Source organism: Mucilaginibacter aquariorum, from assembly GCF_024498135.1.
GTDB lineage: Bacteria > Bacteroidota > Bacteroidia > Sphingobacteriales > Sphingobacteriaceae > Mucilaginibacter > Mucilaginibacter aquariorum.
In genome coordinates, this window is record NZ_JANHOH010000001.1 from 632,315 (window position 1) to 652,859 (window position 20,545).

Consider the following 20,545-nt stretch of genomic DNA (forward strand, 5'->3'; position numbering starts at 1 on the left):
GGCTTATTCGGTAAAGATCTCTGCAACGTGTTTTTGGATATTATCGCAAATGTTATCAAGCGGCAAATCGTTTGCATCATTACCAAAAGGATCTTCAATTTCTTCTGCTATCAGCTCGATACTGGCAAACACAAACAGGATAAAACCAATTATCGGCATGATAAAATACTTCAGATCAAAAGCCCAGGTAAAGGGCAGCGTCATGATATAAGTAAAGATGAACTTTTTAATAAAAACGCTGTAGGAGAACGGTATAGGTGTTTTCTTTATCCGTTCGCAACCGCCGCAAATATCTGTAAATGAAGTTATTTCATTGGTTATACTAATCAATTGCTCCGGGTTGATCTGCCCTTCTTTATTTAAACGATAAACGTTTTTGATAATGGCGGATGCTACCTGATTGGGGACGTGCTTATTACCATCGGTAGCTAAAAGCGCCTGGTCTTCCCGCACATATTCATCACGCAGATGGTTTTTTAGTGATCTTGCATATAATGGGATGGCATAGCTAAAAAATGCCGCATCTTTATCGCTAACCAAATGTTTTAGCTTAATGGCCAGGTTGCGACTGTTATTTGTAAGGCTGCCCCAAATTTTACGCCCTTCCCACCAACGATCATATGCCGAATTTATACGGAAGGCCAGCAACAAGGAAAACACAAACCCAATAGTTTGGTGTACATAGATAACCTTCCGCAGTATGCTGGTTTCAGGAATGTGCCAATAATCTATTAGTAAAAAAGTTACCACACCTGCATAAACGCTAACCGATAACATCAGCGGAAATAATTCGCGCAGGGTATCGGCCTTGTTAAACCTGAATGTAAGCAAGAACCATTGCCTTGGATTGTAGTATATCATTTTATATTATTTAACAGCTTCAAGGGCCTTAAAAAGGCTTTGTGAGGCTTTATAGACATCGGCGTAAGAGTTATAAAGCGGCACAGGGCTCAAACGGATCACATCCGGCTCGCGCCAGTCGCCAATAACGCCATTATCGGCCAGGTAATTGAATATCGCTTTAGCATTGCGTTTACATACTACCGATAACTGGCAGCCGCGCTCGTTTTTATTTGCCGGGGTAATGATCTGGTATACATCCTCACCATATTTTTTATTTACCTCGTTTATTTTGTATTCCAGATACCCGGTCAGGGCTTCGCTTTTTTGGCGTAATGCGGGTAACCCACCTGCTTTTTCAAATATATCCAAAGATGCATGGTGCAGCGCCATCAGCAAAATCGGACTGGTACTTACGTTCCATCCTTCTGCCCCATTTTCGGCTTCAAAACCGGGTGCCATCAGGAATTGCTTATCACGCCTGTAGCCCCACCATCCCGCAAAACGGTTAAGGCTTTTATCGGAAAAATGTTTTTCATGTACAAATATTCCGCTTATGCCACCCGGCCCCGAATTTATATACTTGTATGAACACCAGCAGGCAAAATCTGCATCCCAATCGTGCAGCTTAACAGGGACGTTTCCGGCTGCATGTGCCAGATCAAAACCTACTATAGCACCTGTGGCATGACCAGCCTTAGCGATAGCTTCCATATCAAAGAACTGACCGGTATAATAATTTATCCCGCTAAACAGCACCAATGCCAGTTCATCGGCATTATCGGCAATTTGTTTCAGGATATCTTCGGTACGTAAAGTGGCTTCGCCGGCGCGTGGGGCAACTTCAATAACGGCATCTTTAGGATCGAAACCATGGAAACGTGCCTGACTTTCAACCGCATATTGATCTGACGGAAAAGCACCTGCTTCCATTAATATTTTATACCTTTTACTTGTTGGTTTATAGAAACTTACCATTAATAAGTGAAGGTTTACTGTAAGTGAGTTCATTACTGTTATCTCGGCTTCCTTAGCACCCAATATACTTGCCAACGGACTAAGTAGTTGCTTATGATAATTAAGCCATGGTTCGTTACCCACAAACCAACCCTCCACAGCATTATCTTCCCATGCATTTAATTGGTCTTGTATATACTTTTTAGCTGAGCGGGGCTGTAAGCCTAAAGAGTTACCACATAAATAAACAGCATCATGCCCATTATGCTTTGGTATCAAAAACTCATTTCGGAAATTTCTTAGCGGATCCTGCTGATCCAGTTGATTGGCAAATTCTAAAGTATCCTGGTAAATCATTAGCCAATATTACAAAAAAGAGATTTCTTAAAGTGATTTAATTAAAACAAAAGCCACAAAGATCTGTCTCTGTGGCCTAATCAAAATTTCATGACATTACTGATGACTTCAGCAACTTATACGGCTATTTTTCCGTGTTGACCTTCGTCGTATTGCTTACCTGCAAAGGTAGCTTTAAGCATATTGATCAGCACCACCATACTGCTGCTCTTGCTATCCCAGTACTCGGCATCTGTAGGGGTAACTTTTAGTAAAGTTAATTTAGGGTCGTCCAATCCTTCGGGAAAGAATGCCTCGACAAAGGGGTTCCATAACTCTTTCATTTTGGCTTTATCGTTAACCAATGCCGCTTCGGCTACAATACTTAAATAGGTGTGGTTTTTTATATCGGAATAGGTTAAAGAAACTGTATTTTCTACTGATATCTCACTCACCTTTTGTGAATATTCATTTGTAAAAAACCATATATTCCCCTCACTATCTACATCCGCAGTGCCCATTGGCCTGCTGTTAAAGCCATTTTCTGCACTATAAGTTGTCAGCATAGCTGTTTTAACTTCATTTACTTTGTCCCGAAAATACTTCAGGCTCTCTGTTTTTGACCAATCGCTCATAGTAATTAATGTATAACTGACCAATAAACCAACAAGTAAATTATTTGTTGGGCTTGCTCACATAAATATTTCCTTTAACATAAAAACGATAAGGCAGTAAAGCATCATCGCCTGCATAGTCAACACCAATACGTGGTCCTGCAGCCACTTCGGCATCCGGGAAAGTAAGCCCCCTATCCTCTATCCAGATCACATCACTTTGTAAGCTCAGCGCATTTATTTTGCGGGATATCCCCAACGCCTTGGCAACAGAACCCGGTCCTTTTGTAATATTAGGTTTTAGTGTATCTAAGTTACGCCTTAGCATCATAATATCCAAACCTTCAGTAGGTTGTATGGCCCTAATTAAAATAGCATGTGGCTGGCCCTCTTCTGATACAACCACATTAAACATTTCGTGAATACCATAACACAGGTAAACATATGATACCCCGCCCTGCATATACATAGTTTGAGTACGTGGCGTCATCCTACCTCCAAATGAGTGCGCTGCCTTATCAATAACTCCTGCATAAGCCTCTGTTTCAACAATGTACCCACCGGTAAGTTCACCATCAATGCAGGTAAAAAGGTACTTGCCTATCAAGTCGCGGCTTATAGCAACCACATCGGGGCTATGATAATAAGTTTCGGGTAATTTCATTTATTTTTTCAGAATATCGGCCAGTAGCACATTAATTTCGGCAGCCTTATCAAACACCATGATATGTGTACCGCCCTTAATAACGGCTGTGGGGTTTTTAATGTTTTGGTATGGGAAAACAAGATCTTTATTGCCGATGATGTGATATAGGTTAGAAAATTCAACATCGTTTTTCCAGTACAGCGCTGCGCGCATGGCCCATTTTAAGAATACTGGCGACGAATTTTGCAACATACTTTTAAATAAAGCCAGGTCATCCGGGTTCATCTGGCCAAACATGGGCTTTACCAGGAAACCCAAATGTGTCATTAATTTACCCGGAATAGCTTTATAAACCGGCAGGCTCCGGAAGAACTTAAAATACAGGGGAGCTTCGTTACTTGACTTAATACTTGATATCAGGATCACCTTATTTAGCTTTATCTGTTTAGCAATTTCTACCGAGATCATTCCGCCCAACGACACCCCTATTACAACAGAACTACCACTGATATTGTATTGACTTGCAAGTTTTTGTGAGTAACTTGTTAAAGTATCAGTTTCGTTAGGAATAAGCCAATCAACCAGCACAATATCATATCCGGCAGGGAGCTGAATATTCTTAAACAACCTACTATCCGCACCCAAACCGGGAATCAAATAAACCTTAGTCATTAAAGTTTATCAGGTTAACAATTTGGGTAAGGTATTTGGCATCGATCTCGTCAAACTCATTCAGTTCTGAACTATCCACATCCAATACTCCCACCACCTCGTTGTTGTGAAATAACGGCAATACGATTTCTGAACGGGATAACGAACTACAGGCAATATGGCCGGGAAACTTATCTACATCGGGCACTATCAGGGTTTCGGCCTGCTGCCATGCCGAACCGCAAACGCCCCTGCCTTTGGCTATTCGTGTACATGCAACCGGCCCCTGAAATGGGCCTAAAACCAATTCGTTCTGTTTCACCAGGTAAAACCCAACCCAAAACCATTTAAATTGCTCTTTTAAGGCCGCGGCTATATTAGCCAGGTTAGCCACCAGGTCGGGTTCGCCGTAAAGTAAAGCTTCTATTTGAGGGATGAGCGATTGGTATTGCTCTTCTTTATTTGCCGATGTTGTTATTTGTAAATCCTCTGCCATAAAGCAAATGTAATAATGCCCTGTGGAAACTAAATAAGCTAAATCTCATATTTAATATTTTATTTTCGCAGTAATGATCGTTAGCCTTACTATAGTCCGTTACCGTAAAGCGTTTGTACCATTTGCCCTGCTTGCAATGGCTATACACCGCCTGCCCATGTGGTTGCAGGATGGTTGTAGCTTCTGGAAACTGCTTGGCAGCGGACGTAACGGTACTTTTGACCTGCAACCCGACTGGCAACAGTGGGGATTATTAGCCGTATGGGACGGCAGGGACGATTACGAGCGCTTCGTCGAATCATCTTTTGTAAGTAAATGGTGGAGATTATTGGGCTCCGAAAGCTGGACATTATTATGCGAACCTATGCAAAGCCATGGTAAATGGGACGGCAAGGAACCATTCGGTAAACCAAACAATATTACTATTGACGGCCCTATAGCTGTACTTACCCGGGCTACCATAAGAATAAGCCGACTGAAAAACTTTTGGTCGCATGTAGATGAGGTGGCTAATCTTATGGTTGGTGCACCTGGCTACATTACATCTTTTTGGGTTGGCGAAGCGCCTGTTTATCGGCAGGCCACCTTTTCGGTTTGGGAGAGCATGAAGGATATGAAAGCCTTTGCTTACGGCAGCAAACAGCACGCGGAAGTGATCAAAAAAACACGTAGCGAAGGCTGGTATAGTGAGGAGCTTTTTGCACGGTTCAGTATCATTGAAAGCAAGGGAACAATTAACGGAAAAGACCCATTAAAAGAATTGATAAAAACAGATTTTACATCATGAGAATAATTGCAGAGCTACCCCATCCGGAGTTTAAAATATCTATCTTAAACATGAACCAAAAATTTATTGTGAAGATAGAAAAAGGCACCCTGGAGCAGAGTTATAAAATACCGGAAATGGATTTAACAGAAGGCGTAAACAGCGTGTTTGAATTGCTCGATGAGGAGTTTTTAAAGACAGTTTCGGCCCGCTTCGCCGAAATGGGAAAGGATTTTAGAGAGAGCTATTATAGGTACAACTATTAGTTCAATTAAAATACATAACTATCTGTAAAATAGTTGGTTATTTTTATTAAACTTATCACGCCAAATTTTATTTGGTAATGTTTTAAGTATAAACATATACATTTAGCTTTTATCTGTTAAATTACCTGCGAATATTATTACGATATGAACAATATAAAATACTGATAGTTAATTAGTTATCTAAAATAAAAAGTTCAAACAAAATTATATTTGGCAGCCTTTTTATAGGAAAATAAGAGCAATTATATACATGCAGTGCCCACTTTAAACATTATTTGAACCCTCTTAAAATGATGTTTGAAATATTAAAAACATAGAGAATTTTAAGCTGGCAAAAGATCGCAATACCAAAAGCCGGATAATGTTTTATCAGTGCCTTCTCCGCAAGTATCATCTGATTTTTTGGGCGCTTTATATTCCTTAAATACCTTCTCCCCTGTTTTATATTTCACCTTGTTTTTAAAGATGGGGCCCTTAAAAGCGAAGGTGTGAAACTCGCCATTTTCACCGCACACATCTACATTTTCCGGCAGGTTTTTTATAAGCTCCGGGTCTATTTCCTTCCCTACTATTTCTTCCAGATGATCTTGAACGCAGGCTATAACTGTACCAAATCCAAGCGATAAAAATTCATTTATCAGTTCGCCGGTGTCGCGTTTCCAAAGCGGATAGATCCCTGTCATTCCCACTTCAGCTAAACGTTTATCGCGATAGTTTCTGAGGTCTTCCAAAAAGATATCACCAAAAATAGAATGTGTAATGCCTTCATTTTTAAAATGTGTTAGGTGACCGGTCATCACCTTATCGTAAGTAGCCATATCGGGCATTTCGGGCAAACGTATTTGATAAAGCGGTATACCTATGCTTTCGGCCTGCTGTATCAGCAACTCTGTACGAACGCCGTGCATAGAGATCCGATCTACAGCATCATTAATAGTAGTAACGAGGTAACGGATATCCAGTTCGGGGTTTTGAAGGCAATGGTAAAGCGCTAAGGCACTATCCTTACCACCGCTCCAATTAAATATACAAGAAGTCATTTTAATTACTGAATTAATGAGTTAGTGAATTAAGAATTTCCTATCAATTCATTTACCAGCATGGGTACACCTACAGTAGCCTTGTAAGGCATTTCTACGATATGCCTGTTAGCAATGGTTGGTATATTAGGGTCGATAATGTATTTGGTTACATCCCTAGGTACATAGTTGATTAGTCCAGCTGCGGGATATACTGCCAGTGATGTTCCAACCAAAATAAACAGTTCGGCTTTTGAACAAAGTTGTGCCGCGGTTTCTATCATGGGCACTGCTTCGCCAAACCAAACTACATACGCACGTAATTGCGAGCCCAGTTCGCAGGTCTCTCCCATTTTTAATTCCCATCCATCAATGGGATAAGTAAGGTTCGCTTTGATACTCGATTGGGAACGGGTGATAATTCCATGCAGGTGCACCACATTTGTTGAACCGGCCCTTTCGTGCAGGTCATCTATATTTTGGGTGATAATGGTAACATCGTATTGTTCTTCCAGCTTGGCCAATGCATAATGGGCAGCATTTGGCTCAGCGGCTAAAACCGACTTACGCCGCTCGTTATAAAAATCCTGCACCAGTACCGGGTTACATTCCCAGGCTTCGGGCGTGGCTACATCCTCTATATTATATCCCTCCCATAGCCCATCGCTATCCCTGAAGGTTTTTAAGCCACTCTCAGCGCTTATTCCCGCGCCGGTAAGCACCACTACTCTTTTCATATTATAGTTCAACAGATACAAAAAAAGCGGCTATGTAAACACAACCGCTTTTCTCTAAATTTCATTAAGCTTATAAAGCCAGTTGTCTTTTTGTTTGCAATGCAGTGTATTTGCTTTTTGCCAGTTCAAAACCACCAAATAAGATAGCTCCAAACAGTATATCGCCTAATATCATATTTTTTTCGAAAGGGATAGCAGCTACAAGCGAAGCGCCATAACCGGCCAATGTATGTGAATATAAACTTCCGTACAACCACGGCAGATCCATTATTAACCAATGCACTAATACACCGGCAAATGAAGCCAGGGTAACATTAACAATATTTACCTTTTTAATAAAGGTACCTATCAGTACCATTATAGCGAAGCAAATGTACATGTAGATAGATCCGCTATACATCAGCACCCACTTAGAAGTGTACATATAATTGATAAATATATCGCTTACAAAAAGCGCTAATAAAGGCACCATGTAAGCTTTCCATTTATCGGTAAAATAAGCACCGCCAAACAGGGCAATAGCACCTACCGGTGTAAAGTTGCTCATAAGTGGGAACTTATAACTTACAAAACGCATTGCTGTAGCAGCAAGTATCATTAATATAAGTACAATGGTACGGGTGTTGATCTTTTGTAATGACATAGTTAAAAATATGATACAAATTTATTGATAATACACTGTAATATAAAATGCTATTTAAAACTGATATTTTGCACCAAGTGTAAAGTTGATTCCCCGGGTGTTATATCCTAACCAATCAATATACTTCTCATCAAGCAAATTATTCAGGTCACCAAAAACACTAAGCTTTTTAGTAGCGTTTGCCTGGATATGGAAGTCGACCAAATTATAATGTTTTAACACAGTAAAAATGGCATTGTCGAATGTTTGCTCGCTCCTATCCCCGGTATATTTATAATTTACACCTACTGAAACATCATTTAGAACCTGATAGTTAACATTTGCTCCGAATGTGTTTTTGGGTCTGCGGTATAAATTAGCAGTTTGTTTACCTGTTTGGTCTGTTTGCTTGCCGGTTACATAAGCATACCAGGCAGCCGCAGAAAACTTTTTATCGGTATATTTCAACTCACTCTCAAAACCTTTATCTTTTTGGAAGGCGCCATTTTTATAAACACCAAAAGGAGGAGCTGATAGGTCTGCAAAATAAATTACATCCTTAACATTCCTTTTATAAAATGAAGTACTAAGGGATACTGTATTTTTAATTATCTCCCAATCAAAACCTGCCTCGTATGAATTGGTAGACTCGGGCTTTAAGTTTGAATTACCATATTGTGATGATAATTGATATAACGTAGGCGCCTTAAACGCAGATGCTATTGTACCAAAAATCTTAAACTGATCTGCCAGCAATAATGATGGATTAACAGTATAGGTGAATTTGTCGCCAAATAAACTATGATTATTATAACGGCCACCTAACTCCATATGAAATATGCCCGATTTAAAAAATAGAGATGTATAAACACTCGCAATACTATTATTAGCTGTATCCTTATTTATTATACTTGGCCCCGGGTTATAACCAGGCTGTTCAAACAGGCTGTACTGGCTGGTATTGCTGTATTTGTACCCAGCCCCGCTGGTAATATCAAAGTATTTACCCAGGTTATAATTCAGCACCGCCTCGGCATTTGTTATACGCCCGGTATTCTTAGTTTCCTGATGCGTCCCACTGTTATCCGGTGGTAAATTCTTAAAGTTATTCTTAACCGTATTTTGGGTAACGTTGAAATTTAAAAGTCCTTTTGGTAATTTAACCTTAGCACCTAAACCACCAAATAAAAACGTATTATTATAATCGTAATTTTTATCGTCGGTAAATGTACCGTAGGGTAAATTACCTTTATTATAAGTGGCTTGTAAGTTTCCTGTTAATGAAAAACCTTCTGATATCTGCTGATCAATGTTTATACTGGCAGAACGCTGATGAAAGCCATCTTTTTTAAATTGGCCTGTATTCAGTGTATCTGTAGCGGCAGCAAAACCTCTGGAATCGGTATTAGAAAGGTTTATAGCTAAACCTGTTTTATTGATTTTTCCATTTATCCCTACAGATTCTTTAAAAGTATTATAGCTACCGCTGGTTAATTGCACGTTTGCCTTTAACCCATTTTGCTGCGAATGTTTGGTTATAATGTTTATTACTCCGGCCACTGCATCAGACCCATATAGTGTAGAACCGCTTCCCTTTAATATTTCTATACGCTCTATTTGATCCATTGGGAATGCGTTAAGATCATAACTTCCATCAATTGATGATGCATTATTAACAGGGAACCCGTCAATCAATATTAGCGTATTGCCATTTGAAGCACCCTGCAAAAATACAGAGGTACTAATACCAGGGGCATTTTGCGCGCCAGAGAATGTAATTCCGGGTATGGTATTTAATAACTGAGGCAAGGTTTTCCCCTGTGAGCGATTGATCTGCTCGGCAGAGATGATCGTCACTACCCGTCCGATCTCATTAAGTTTTTTGGGCGATCGTGTTGCAGTTACCACTACATCATTTAGGACTCGAACGGAGTCCTGACTGTAAGCTTGCAGCGAAATCAAAAATAAAATTATAATAATGTATGTAGAATTCTTATTCATTGTGAGAGTTTAAAAGTGAAATAAATTAAAAATTGCAGTTACAGATATTGCACATCAGGACCGGCAATAAGCGTTTAAAAATTGATGTGGATGCTAAAAGAAGCGGGACTAACTTTTTTTTCATGTTTGGTATATAAATTTATATTAATAAATGCTTGTAAACATTTTCATAACAAAAAGATATACACAGGAATGGAAATACACTGCAATGAAGAGCATTTACACCCAAGCTTCAATCCCCGAAAGCTATGAATAATATAGTGCTGAGGCAGGTATTCTGACTTACTCCCCTTTGCCCGGCCTTCCCACCCAAATACGGGCAGTGACTGTTGATTGGACATTAGTTAACGGAGCTTACAGCTGCGGGACAGTTATGGATTTACACCATATTCCCTTTTAATTCCATCGGGAAACATTCCCGGCAGAAACCTAAAGCGCTGCAAATGTAGCATTAGAATTGCTAACTGCAAAAGGTAAATATGGCCCATGGTTAAATTAATTTCAATAAAAGAAAACCCGCTGTTTATTAAGGTGTTTAATAGATACATAACATACAACCATGGCAACAGCAACATTAGAAAATAGATGGAGAGAAACCTCTGCTTCGCAGGCAGAGAAAGGTTCATTAAGTAATAATTTATCATCTGCGGAGCGCACTGTTTCTATAGCAGCCGGTGCTAAACTGGCCTTATCCGGATTTAAAGGTTTATTTAAAAGCCCCTTTTCGAGCATTATAAAGCTTGGCGCGGGCGGATATCTTTTAAATCGCGGCATTACCGGGCATTGCGAACTATACTCGCGAATGGGCCGAAATACTACCGAGCCTATAAATGTGAACATACGTTCATCATATCTGATAGATAAGCCGCGACAGGAAGTCTATGATTTTTGGCGTAAGCTGGATAACCTGCCTTTGTTTATGAAACACTTGGAAAGTGTAGAACTAATAGATGATAAACGCTCTCATTGGGTTTTAAAATTGCCAACCGGTGTAGCCAAAGTAAGCTGGGATGCCGAGATTGTTAGCGATGAGCCGGGTTACAGCATTGGCTGGAGCTCGCTTCCCGATTCGCTGATCGACAATGCAGGTAAGGTACGCTTTCAGGATAGCACTGATGGTAATGGCACTTTGGTAGATGTGGTTATCTCCTACCGCCCGCCTGCAGGTGGTTTTGGCGGCGGCATTGCCCATATATTAAACCCGGTATTTAAAAACATGGTTGATAATGATGTTCGCAACTTTAAGCAATATATGGATATTGACGGCGGCGAACCAACTGCACCGGACGAACCCGTTGCAATTGTGATTGAACAAACCATTATTGAAGATGCGCCCCGCTTCCGTTCACATATTGAGCCTGTTGATGAGGAGCAGAAGCCAGGTTCGGAGAATGCAGTTATGTAAAAAACCATCCGTTATTGTGAGCTTGTTGAACCTTTTTTTGTAAATGGCGTGAGAAGTGTTCACGTTCATGGCCGTGAACACCATCGTGAACACATAAATAACTGACAATAAGAAGCTTATAAAAACAGGTACTGACAATATAACGTCACCATTAAATCCAAACTAAGCACAGGCAAAATGCACTATAATATAGGCGGCTACATTGCACGGTTTCGTAAAAAATAGTATTTATTTCGCCCTAAATAGGCCCCGAGGATTTTATAACATAACAAACAGGCCCCGAAATTCGGGGCCTGTTGTTTAATGTGCCGGGCTAATATCCCGGATCTTATCATATCTGAAAACCCTTGCCGGGTCCGGATTACCTTTTCCCGGGTGATAATTTTTGGGGTAACCTTTTCCTTTATAAAAACGCCCGGTTATTTTGATCCTCACAATGTGACTACCATCTACCAGCGAATCAGCATCAACTAATTTGTTGTTTGCCGGCTCCAGGTAAATGTGCTCCCTATTTATCGTTTTGGCATAGCGGTTATTAATGATCCATTCCGCGCACGGGCAACCAATATACCCGTAAGTAACAATAATGGTCGACGGCTTTTTATCAAGGGTTGTTTGCGCCTGTGTAAATTGGCGGTTAGCACAAAGGGTTATGATGAGTAGTATAATGATCCTTACAGGTTTCATGGGTTCAAAATTGTGATACAATATACTTAGCAAAAACTTTTAAAACAAAAAAGGCCTTCTGATTAAACAGAAGGCCTTTTCTTATAAAGTATGCTCTAATTATTTTACAGCATCAATGATAGCTTTGAAAGCATCAGGGTGGTTCATCGCTAAATCAGCTAATACCTTACGGTTTAAACCAATTTCTTTAGCGGCTAACTTACCTATTAATTGAGAGTAAGAGATGCCGTGTTGGCGTGCACCAGCATTGATACGTTGTATCCATAATGCTCTGAATTCTCTTTTCTTGGTTTTACGGTCACGATACGCGTACTGTAAACCTTTTTCTACTGTGTTTTTTGCAACGGTATAAACCTTGCTTCTTGAACCCCAATAACCTTTGGCGAGGTTCATGATCCTTTTCCGGCGTCTTCTCGACGCGACTGCGTTAACTGAACGTGGCATTTTGTGTTGTTTTTGGTAGTGAGTGTTCCTTTCGGAAGCTTCTGTACTCTAATACCTGGTTAAAAAATTTGTTTAATTACTTGCCTATGCAAAGCATACGTTTTACGTTGCCCATGTCTGCAGCAGATACTAAGCTGGTATGACTAAGGTTACGCTTGCGTTTAGTCGACATCTTGGTTAAGATGTGGCTTTTGAATGCGTTTTTTCTGGCAATTTTACCGGTTCCAGTAAGCTTAAAACGCTTTTTTGCACTGGAATTGGTTTTCATTTTTGGCATAACTCTATTATTTATTTAGATATAAGATTTGAGATGTGAGATATGAGAAAACTTCTCAATAGCACACCTCATTTCTTGTGATTGCAATTTAATATTTCAAAGATCTAAGTTAGAGAATGTCTCAAATCTCAAATCTAACGTCTCAAATCTTACTTTTTCTGTGCCTTTGAAGCAACCGTTAAAAACATACGTTTACCTTCCAGCTTTGGTAATTGCTCTACTTTACCTAAATCTTCAAGCGCCTGTGCAAAACGCAGCAATAATATCTCGCCTTGTTCTTTGTATACAATTGCACGGCCTTTAAAGTGTACGTAAGCCCTTACTTTTTCGCCGGCTTCCAAAAACTTTTGCGCATGCTTTAATTTAAATTCAAAGTCATGATCATCGGTATTCGGTCCGAAACGGATCTCTTTAATTACGGTTTGCTTGGCATTGCTCTTAATCTCTTTAAGCTTCTTCTTTTGTTCGTAAACGAATTTGTTATAATCGGTTACTTTACAAACGGGAGGTACAGCGTTTGGAGATATCTCAACCAGGTCAAGTTCTTGTTCCTGTGCGATGGCCAAAGCATCTCTTAACGAGAATATGCCTTGCTCAACGTTATCACCTACAAGGCGCACTTCCTGTGCCCTTATGAACTGATTGATATTATGTTCGGCTTCTTTTTTCTTAAATGGAAGCCTTGGTCCTCTGTTGAAAGGTTTGTTTAAAGCCAAGTTATACTGTTATTTCTTTAATTATTTGTTGTTTAAAATCTTCAATGCTCATACTTCCCAAATCGCCTGTACCATGTTTACGAACAGATACTAACCCTTCGGTTGCCTCTTTTTCGCCCACTATAAGCATATAAGGGATCTTTTTAACTTCAGCGTCGCGTATTTTACGCCCGATTTTCTCGTCTCTAAAGTCAATCAGCCCGCAAATATCGGAATCTTTTAACTCATCTGAAAGTTTTTTTGCATATTCTTCATACTTTTCGGATATAGGCAGGATAATAAATTGTTCGGGAGACAGCCACAGCGGGAAATTACCGGCACAATGCTCTATTAATACGGCCACAAAACGCTCCAATGAACCAAACGGTGCCCTGTGTATCATCACGGGGCGATGTTTCTGGTTATCGCTACCAGTATATTCCAGCTCAAAACGTTCCGGTAAATTATAATCTACCTGAATAGTACCCAACTGCCATTTACGACCTAAAGCATCCTTCACCATAAAATCAAGCTTAGGGCCATAGAAAGCCGCTTCGCCGTATTCTACAACAGTGCGCAAGCCTTTTTCTTCGGCAGCTTCAATAATAGCAGATTCGGCTAATGCCCAATTCTCGTCGGTACCAATGTACTTGGTTTTGTTATTAGGGTCGCGCAGGGAAACCTGTGCAGTATAATCGTCAAAACCTAAAGCACCGAATACGTAAAGCACCAGGTCAATAACTTTCTTAAATTCCTCTTTAACCTGATCGGGGCGACAGAATAAGTGCGCGTCATCCTGAGTAAAGCCACGTACACGGGTTAAGCCATGCAGCTCGCCGCTTTGCTCGTAACGGTAAACAGTGCCAAACTCTGCCAAACGAACCGGAAGATCCTTGTAAGAGCGTGGTTTAGTTTTATAGATCTCGCAGTGGTGCGGGCAGTTCATCGGTTTTAAGAAAAACTCCTCTCCCTCCTGTGGGGTTTTTATCGGCTGAAACGAATCGGCACCATATTTTTCATAATGGCCTGATGTTACATACAGGTTTTTATGGCCAATGTGCGGCGTAATAACCTGCTCGTAGCCAGATTTCACCTGTGCTTTCTGTAAAAAATTAGTCAAACGTTCGCGTAAGGCAGTACCTTTGGGTAACCACAATGGTAAACCCGCTCCCACTTTTTCAGAAAATGCAAACAGTTCCAGCTCTTTGCCCAATTTACGGTGATCACGTTTTTTTGCTTCCTCTATCAGGTGCAGGTAATCAGTAAGCTCGCTTGCCTTAGGGAAGGTAACGCCATAGATACGTGTAAGCTGTTTGCGGCTCTCGTCACCACGCCAGTATGCACCGGCAACGCTCATTAGCTTTACAGCCTTTATAGCGCCTGTATTAGGGATATGCGGGCCACGGCAAAGGTCGGTAAAGTTACCTTGTGTGTAAAAAGTAATACCGCCATCTGGCAGGTCCTTCAAAAGGTCGAGTTTATACTCATCCCCTTTTTCGGTAAAATATGCAATAGCATCGGCTTTGCTAACCGGTTTGCGAATGTATTCGTTTTTGGTTTTTGCCAGCTCGATAACCTTGTCTTCAATTTTCTTGAACTCGTCAGACGAGAACTCGCGGTCACCAAAGTCAACATCATAATAAAAGCCTGTTTCAATAGCCGGGCCTATACCAAATTTGGTACCCGGGTATAAAGCCTCTAAAGCTTCGGCCAATAAGTGGGCGGATGAATGCCAATAGGTTGATTTGCCCTTTGCATCGTTCCAGGTTAATAATTTAACGCTCGAATCTTCTTCAATGGGGCGGCTTGCATCCCAAACCTCGCCGTTTACTTCGGCAGCTAATACGTTACGTGCTAAACCTTCAGAGATAGACAACGCTATCTGCATGGAAGTGATCCCTTTGTCGTATTCACGAACGGAACCATCAGGAAGTGTAATACTAATCATCTACAACTATGATTTAAATTTTAATAAAATAATGAATTATAAAACGAATCACATACTAACGTGATTTGAACTTATCGCAAAAATAGGATTTTATTTATACAAGGAAAGTAAATATTAAAATACGCAATAATGATGTAGAGACGCGATACTTCGCGTCTTATTGAATTGTGCAGGATTTGCATATGGGAGACGCGAAGTACCGCGTCTCTACGGCGAACTTTGTCAGTCTGAGCTTGTCGAAGACCTATACAATTTGCTAATGGTTCGACAAGCTCACCATGACAATTCATATCCGGGCGTTGCCTTCGGCCGGGCTTTCCGCTCATACTACACAGGCATTAGCCACAAGGCCGGTATCCGCTGCAATTCCTAACGCAGAAAGCCGGTTGTAGTGCGAAAATAATATAAAGCCATCGGTTTTTTAAGTATTTTCATAGCTGTTAAATTTCGCACATAAAATGAGGTCGATATATTACTTTTCAATGCTCTTAGTTTTAAGTCTTTTTTTTCAATATGCACAAGCACAACGCTTATCGCAGGTTAAGGTTAACAAAGCACAGAGCAACACAAATCTTCACGTAAACATCAAACTGATTAAACCCACATTTGAAACAAGTGATAGTATTAAAATCCATGTCACTATTTCCAACGTATTAAATAGGGTATTATATATCCAGTACGATAAATCAAATCATTATCGTCCTATAAATACATCAGCACATGTTACTGATGAACATGAAACATCAGTAACAGAAGTATCTAATCTTGATATGTTATCTTCACATATACCGACAAACGAAGAATCAGAAAAGACACAGTATACAATGTTTCCATTAGAGTCGGTATCTCAAACTTACTATTTGAAAGATATATTGGTGTTTAATTATAAGCGATTTAACCGGTTGTTACCAGGGAAATATAATCTAATAATTAAGTCTAATGGAAGCTTATCTAACAAAGTAAGCTTTACAATTTTACATTAAATAGTCAAATACTTAGCCCTTATCAAATTATAATGATGCATTTCATGCCCGGCAATATGGTAAGCCAATGCCCTTACGGTAGCATCATTAGCCGTGCCAGTACCATGCCCCATCCTGTCAAAAGATTCCTCGGGCAGGCCATTAAATAAGGCTATAGTTGAGCGCCTCACGGCTTCGTACTCTTCAAATATGTTATCCAGGTCGCGGTTATCGGCATCCGAGTATTTGGCGTAGCTATCCTGATCAAAGCCAATTAAATTTTGCTGCTCGTTACGGGCAAAGCGTAGCGCGCGGTAGGCAAATATGCGTTCGTCATCAATAATGTGCACCAGTACTTCTTTAATACTCCATTTGCCCGGTGCATAACGGCGTAGCAAGGTAGTTTCGGGCAGGGAATAAATCAGCTCTTTCACCCTATAAAAGTTATTCTGCAGATACTTTAATATCAAGCCATCTGTTGGTATCAACTTCATATACATTATAGCATATGGCGGATAATCGCCGGGTTTGGGTGGATGAATTATTCTCATAGTAATACCTTTATTTGTAATAAATAATTATAGTGATGCAACGTTTTACAGCCGTTTATAGTCTTGCATAAAAATATCAATTAAATGAAAATCAAACTGATACTTGTTTTCACTTTTTTATTGTACATATCTATCTGTTTTGCTCAAACTGATAAAGCAAAAGTCGATTACCTAATCAAAAACTCGGCAACCTGGAATGATGGTTTCAAGAACATGGAACAGGTATTTACTCCCGAAGTATTAAAGAATCAATTATTCATGATCGGCGAAGGCCATGGCATAGCTTATTCTTACGATATGCAGTATGACCTGGTGGCCTATCTGCAAAAAAAAGCTGGTGTAAAATACCTGTTTATGGAGCTTGGTTATCTTGATGGAATATTGTTGAATGATTACTTAAAAACCGGCAATGACTCGGCATATATCGCTGGTTTTGAAAAATATAATGGCACTTACTATTACAACAAAAGCGTACACCAGCTTTTTCAGAAACTATACCGGTTAAACAAAACATTGCCCGAAGGCAAGAAAATGGTAATACTGCCGGTTGATATTGAGCATGGTTACCGCAAAGCCATCAAATATTTGCAGGCCAAACTGTTTAGCGGAGCTAATGCAAACACATATGTGGGTTTAGCTATTAATAAAATTGATAGTGAAAAAGGCGTAGGGAAAGAAATTGCTGCCGAAATAGTGAAGATATACCCAATATACAAAGCCGATATTGATACTTATAAGAAAGCCTTAGGCAGCCAATTTAACGATGCCGACTTCCTGATGCGTAATACTTACGAAATGCTGAACATAGCCCTTAAAAAGGCTGCAGATACCCGCCGCGATAGTGTAATGTTAGAGAATTTCAACATCTACAAACAGCGTTATCATTTGGAGAATGAAAAACTTGTGGGGCTTTTCGGTGGCTTTCATGTTAAACAAACCGATCAGCCAAACGATATTCGGTTTGCTGCATTACTTAAACGTTCGGGTCTTGTTAAAGGGATTTGCTCGGCACTAATGGTTTACAACGATGGTTTTATTATGATGCCAAAGCGAAGCAGCGATACAACAAAAACCGGTAATCGTTATAAGCAGGTAGCCAATACATACGATTATTTTACAGGAAGTTTTACGGATGGCGAACTGCTTACACCATTTGGCAGAAGTGCTAAAGGAGTATTGTTTAACCTCACCGCCAAAGGCACACCTTTTACAGGCCAGAAAAGCTTTTTAATGGATAAAGACCAATACGCCAATGTGGATGAAATGTTCCAATTGCTGATATTAATAAACAACTCCCCTGCTACTGAACCGCTCACTGGTGACATGGACCGGGATTAAGCGGATTTTAAGATTTAGCATGGGATTTCCACTCACAACACCGTCATTTCGAGGAACAAAGCAATGACATTTTCTAACTAAAAACGCCCCTGCTATTCACAAGGGGCGTTTTTTCATGAAGTAATATTAAATTATTTGCTAAAATGACCTATAATTAAGCTGGCCAGTTCAACACCTATACGCTCCTGGGCTTCGTTTGTGGCGGCGCCAATGTGCGGGGTTAATGAAATTTTTGGATGAGATAAGATCTCCTGACGAGGGGTTGGCTCGTTATCAAATACGTCTAATGCAGCGTATGATACCTGGCCGCTATTTAATGCATCTATTAATGCCAGTTCGTCAATTAATCCACCGCGTGAAATATTGATTAGTTGAACACCTTTTTTCATTTGCGCTAATTCTTCAGCACCAATTAAGGCTTTGTCAATAAATGGTGTGTGCAAGGTTATAAAATCAGCAGTTTTAATGATCTCGTTAAGCGTTGCTTTTTTAACAGTTACATTAACTTTTGTACCACCTGTACCTAAAACAACCTCAACTTCGGGGTTAAACTCGAACAGATCGTAAGCAATTACATCCATCCCAACACCTATCGCAATTTTGGCAACCTCGCGGCCAATACGGCCAAAGCCAACAATACCCAATGTTTTGCCACGCAGCTCAACACCTTTGGCATAAGCCTTTTTCAGATCGTTAAATTTGGTACCACCTTCAACCGGCATTTTGCGGTTACTATCATGCAGGAAACGCACACCGGTAAAAAGTTGCGCGAAAACCAGTTCGGCAACAGATAGTGATGAAGAAGCAGGTGTATTGTATACGCCTATGCCTTTTGCTTTGGCATAGTCAACATCAATATTATCAACACCTACACCACCGCGGCCAATAAGCTTAAGATTTGGGCAGGCATCAATTAAAGCAGCGCGCACTTTAGTAGCACTACGTACAGTTATAGCATCAAATTCCTGTAAACGTACAGGCAATTCATCCTGTGGGATGTTATTGGTTTCTACAAAGAACCCGGCATCTTCCAACATTTTTTTACCAATTGGATCGATACCATCGTTAGCTAATATTTTGATCATGATTTTATATATTCATTAGTTCATTTGCTCATTAGTTCATTGGTCTGCTTTGTTACTAATAAACAAAGAACCAGTGAACCAATAAACTAACCTATTTATTTTTCTCAGCAAACTCGCGCATGGCATCAATCAGCACATAAACGCTGGTTATTGGCAATGCATTGTATATAGAAGCACGGAAACCGCCAACACTTCTGTGGCCTTTTAAGCCAACTATGCCTTTTTCGTCGCATAGTTTCAGGAATGGTTTTTCCAGTTCCGGGTTTTCAGCAACAAAGCAAACATTCATGCGTGAACGGTCTTCAGGTGCGGCAACGGCTTTAAATAATGGGTTACGGTCAATTTCCTCGTAAAGCACTTTTGCTTTTTCGTTATTCTCTGCCTCGATAGCCGGAACGCCGCCTTTTGCTTTTAACCATTTAAGGGTAAGCATAGATACGTAGATAGCAAAACAAGGAGGCGTATTGTACATAGATCCGCCCTCAATTTGTACCTGGTAGTTAAACATAGCCGGTATTTTACGGCCTGTTTTACCTAACAGGTCATCTTTAACAATTACCAGGGTAACACCTGCAGGGCCCATGTTTTTCTGAGCGCCGGCATAGATCAAACCAAAATCGGCTACGTTTACTGTGCGGCTAAATATATCTGACGACATATCGCAAACCACCGGTATTGGCGATTTAGGGAACTCCTGTAATTGCGTACCGTAAATGGTATTGTTTGATGTAATGTGGAAATACGCCGCATCAGCAGGTACGGTATAATCTTTAGGGATATAAGTAAAGTTGCTTTCTTTTGATGTGGCAACAATCTCTACATCACCAAAAAACTTAGCTTCTTTTATGGCTTTGTTTGCCCAAACACCTGTTTCCAGGTAAGCAGCTTTGCCCCCGTCCGGTAAAAGGTTATAAGGCGCTAATGCAAACTGTGTGCTTGCACCACCTTGTAAAAACAAAACAGAATAACCTTCAGGAACGCTGAAAAGTTCTTTCACAAGTTTTACGGCTTCATCTAATACTGCTTCAAATTCCGATGAACGGTGTGAAATTTCCAGCAGGGAAAGACCGGTTCCGTTAAAATCAATTACTGCAGCAGCAGCCTGTTTTAAAACTTCGTGAGGTAATATGCCGGGGCCGGCACCGAAATTATGTTTCATAATGTTGAACTATATTTGACTAATAACTAATTATCAACTTTTT

At 40.2% G+C, this 20,545-nt stretch carries 23 protein-coding genes and 1 riboswitch; of the genes, 5 read left to right on the forward strand and 18 right to left on the reverse strand.

What is annotated here, in order from left to right:
• Positions 1-3: 3 nt before the first annotated feature.
• The 6 genes from NPE20_RS02725 to NPE20_RS02750 form a co-directional block, all read right to left on the reverse strand.
• Positions 4-861 carry a bestrophin family protein gene (locus tag NPE20_RS02725; protein ID WP_256537064.1) on the reverse strand — a complete coding sequence of 286 codons (858 nt, stop codon included), beginning with the start codon at positions 859-861 and terminating at the stop codon, positions 4-6.
• A 6-nt stretch (positions 862-867) separates the two neighbouring features.
• A complete protein-coding gene (gene kynU, locus NPE20_RS02730; RefSeq protein ID WP_256537065.1) occupies positions 868-2,154 on the reverse strand; it encodes a kynureninase in 1,287 nt (428 codons plus the stop codon).
• Between the two features lie 116 nt (positions 2,155-2,270).
• Entirely contained in the window at positions 2,271-2,768 is a 498-nt protein-coding gene (locus NPE20_RS02735) for a pyridoxamine 5'-phosphate oxidase family protein (RefSeq protein ID WP_256537066.1), read from the reverse strand.
• Positions 2,769-2,808: 40 nt separating this feature from the next.
• A complete protein-coding gene (locus NPE20_RS02740) occupies positions 2,809-3,411 on the reverse strand; it encodes a DNA-3-methyladenine glycosylase (RefSeq protein WP_256537067.1) in 603 nt (200 codons plus the stop codon).
• Entirely contained in the window at positions 3,412-4,065 is a 654-nt protein-coding gene (locus tag NPE20_RS02745) for an alpha/beta fold hydrolase (protein WP_256537068.1), read from the reverse strand. It abuts the gene before it with no gap.
• Positions 4,058-4,540 (reverse strand): GAF domain-containing protein, encoded by a 483-nt coding sequence (locus tag NPE20_RS02750; RefSeq protein WP_256537069.1) that lies wholly within the window; start codon positions 4,538-4,540, stop codon positions 4,058-4,060. Before NPE20_RS02750 ends, NPE20_RS02745 begins: the two co-directional genes overlap by 8 nt.
• Positions 4,541-4,613: 73 nt before the next feature.
• On the opposite strand from NPE20_RS02750, the gene NPE20_RS02755 reads away from it, so the two are divergent.
• Complete coding sequence (locus NPE20_RS02755; protein ID WP_256537070.1) at positions 4,614-5,327, forward strand: DUF3291 domain-containing protein; 714 nt, start codon at positions 4,614-4,616, stop codon at positions 5,325-5,327.
• Complete coding sequence (locus tag NPE20_RS02760) at positions 5,324-5,572, forward strand: hypothetical protein (RefSeq protein WP_256537071.1); 249 nt, start codon at positions 5,324-5,326, stop codon at positions 5,570-5,572. Before NPE20_RS02755 ends, NPE20_RS02760 begins: the two co-directional genes overlap by 4 nt.
• 323 nt (positions 5,573-5,895) lie before the next feature.
• Here the strand turns inward: NPE20_RS02760 and NPE20_RS02765 are convergent, their stop codons facing one another.
• From NPE20_RS02765 to NPE20_RS02780, 4 genes are all read right to left on the reverse strand, one after another.
• On the reverse strand, positions 5,896-6,612 hold the full coding sequence (locus NPE20_RS02765) for a Dph6-related ATP pyrophosphatase (protein WP_256537072.1): 717 nt from the start codon (positions 6,610-6,612) through the stop codon (positions 5,896-5,898).
• 29 nt (positions 6,613-6,641) lie between these two features.
• Positions 6,642-7,328 carry an SIR2 family NAD-dependent protein deacylase gene (locus NPE20_RS02770; RefSeq protein WP_256537073.1) on the reverse strand — a complete coding sequence of 229 codons (687 nt, stop codon included), beginning with the start codon at positions 7,326-7,328 and terminating at the stop codon, positions 6,642-6,644.
• Between the two features lie 70 nt (positions 7,329-7,398).
• Positions 7,399-7,971, reverse strand: a complete 573-nt coding sequence (locus NPE20_RS02775) for a DUF6580 family putative transport protein (protein ID WP_256537074.1) — start codon at positions 7,969-7,971, stop codon at positions 7,399-7,401.
• A 54-nt stretch (positions 7,972-8,025) separates the two neighbouring features.
• Positions 8,026-9,951 (reverse strand): TonB-dependent receptor plug domain-containing protein, encoded by a 1,926-nt coding sequence (locus NPE20_RS02780; protein ID WP_256537075.1) that lies wholly within the window; start codon positions 9,949-9,951, stop codon positions 8,026-8,028.
• A 250-nt stretch (positions 9,952-10,201) separates the two neighbouring features.
• Positions 10,202-10,400, reverse strand: a riboswitch (cobalamin riboswitch).
• 110 nt (positions 10,401-10,510) lie between these two features.
• Here NPE20_RS02780 and NPE20_RS02785 point away from each other — a divergent pair.
• Positions 10,511-11,356, forward strand: coding sequence for an SRPBCC family protein (locus NPE20_RS02785; protein ID WP_256537076.1), 846 nt, complete (start codon positions 10,511-10,513; stop codon positions 11,354-11,356).
• 300 nt (positions 11,357-11,656) lie between these two features.
• Here NPE20_RS02785 and NPE20_RS02790 read toward each other — a convergent pair whose 3' ends face one another.
• The 5 genes from NPE20_RS02790 to thrS form a co-directional block, all read right to left on the reverse strand.
• A complete protein-coding gene (locus tag NPE20_RS02790; protein WP_256537077.1) occupies positions 11,657-12,043 on the reverse strand; it encodes a hypothetical protein in 387 nt (128 codons plus the stop codon).
• Between the two features lie 99 nt (positions 12,044-12,142).
• On the reverse strand, positions 12,143-12,487 hold the full coding sequence (rplT, locus tag NPE20_RS02795; RefSeq protein ID WP_067059791.1) for a 50S ribosomal protein L20: 345 nt from the start codon (positions 12,485-12,487) through the stop codon (positions 12,143-12,145).
• A 76-nt stretch (positions 12,488-12,563) separates the two neighbouring features.
• Entirely contained in the window at positions 12,564-12,764 is a 201-nt protein-coding gene (gene rpmI / locus NPE20_RS02800; protein ID WP_256537078.1) for a 50S ribosomal protein L35, read from the reverse strand.
• A 149-nt stretch (positions 12,765-12,913) separates the two neighbouring features.
• Complete coding sequence (infC, locus tag NPE20_RS02805) at positions 12,914-13,480, reverse strand: translation initiation factor IF-3 (protein WP_134337813.1); 567 nt, start codon at positions 13,478-13,480, stop codon at positions 12,914-12,916.
• 1 nt (position 13,481) lies between these two features.
• Positions 13,482-15,407: a threonine--tRNA ligase gene (gene thrS, locus NPE20_RS02810; RefSeq protein ID WP_256537079.1), complete on the reverse strand. Its 1,926-nt coding sequence runs from the start codon at positions 15,405-15,407 to the stop codon at positions 13,482-13,484.
• Between the two features lie 482 nt (positions 15,408-15,889).
• Between thrS and NPE20_RS02815 the strand changes: the two genes are divergently transcribed.
• Positions 15,890-16,390, forward strand: a complete 501-nt coding sequence (locus NPE20_RS02815; RefSeq protein ID WP_256537080.1) for a hypothetical protein — start codon at positions 15,890-15,892, stop codon at positions 16,388-16,390.
• Here NPE20_RS02815 and NPE20_RS02820 read toward each other — a convergent pair.
• Complete coding sequence (locus NPE20_RS02820; RefSeq protein WP_256537081.1) at positions 16,387-16,920, reverse strand: DinB family protein; 534 nt, start codon at positions 16,918-16,920, stop codon at positions 16,387-16,389. The genes NPE20_RS02815 and NPE20_RS02820 overlap by 4 nt on opposite strands.
• 84 nt (positions 16,921-17,004) lie before the next feature.
• Between NPE20_RS02820 and NPE20_RS02825 the strand changes: the two genes are divergently transcribed.
• Complete coding sequence (locus tag NPE20_RS02825) at positions 17,005-18,258, forward strand: TraB/GumN family protein (RefSeq protein ID WP_256537082.1); 1,254 nt, start codon at positions 17,005-17,007, stop codon at positions 18,256-18,258.
• 131 nt (positions 18,259-18,389) lie between these two features.
• On the opposite strand, the gene NPE20_RS02830 is transcribed toward NPE20_RS02825, so the two are convergent.
• Positions 18,390-19,343 (reverse strand): D-2-hydroxyacid dehydrogenase, encoded by a 954-nt coding sequence (locus tag NPE20_RS02830; RefSeq protein WP_256537083.1) that lies wholly within the window; start codon positions 19,341-19,343, stop codon positions 18,390-18,392.
• A gap of 91 nt (positions 19,344-19,434) precedes the next feature.
• Positions 19,435-20,502: a 3-phosphoserine/phosphohydroxythreonine transaminase gene (gene serC / locus NPE20_RS02835; RefSeq protein ID WP_256537084.1), complete on the reverse strand. Its 1,068-nt coding sequence runs from the start codon at positions 20,500-20,502 to the stop codon at positions 19,435-19,437.
• Positions 20,503-20,545 lie beyond the last annotated feature (43 nt).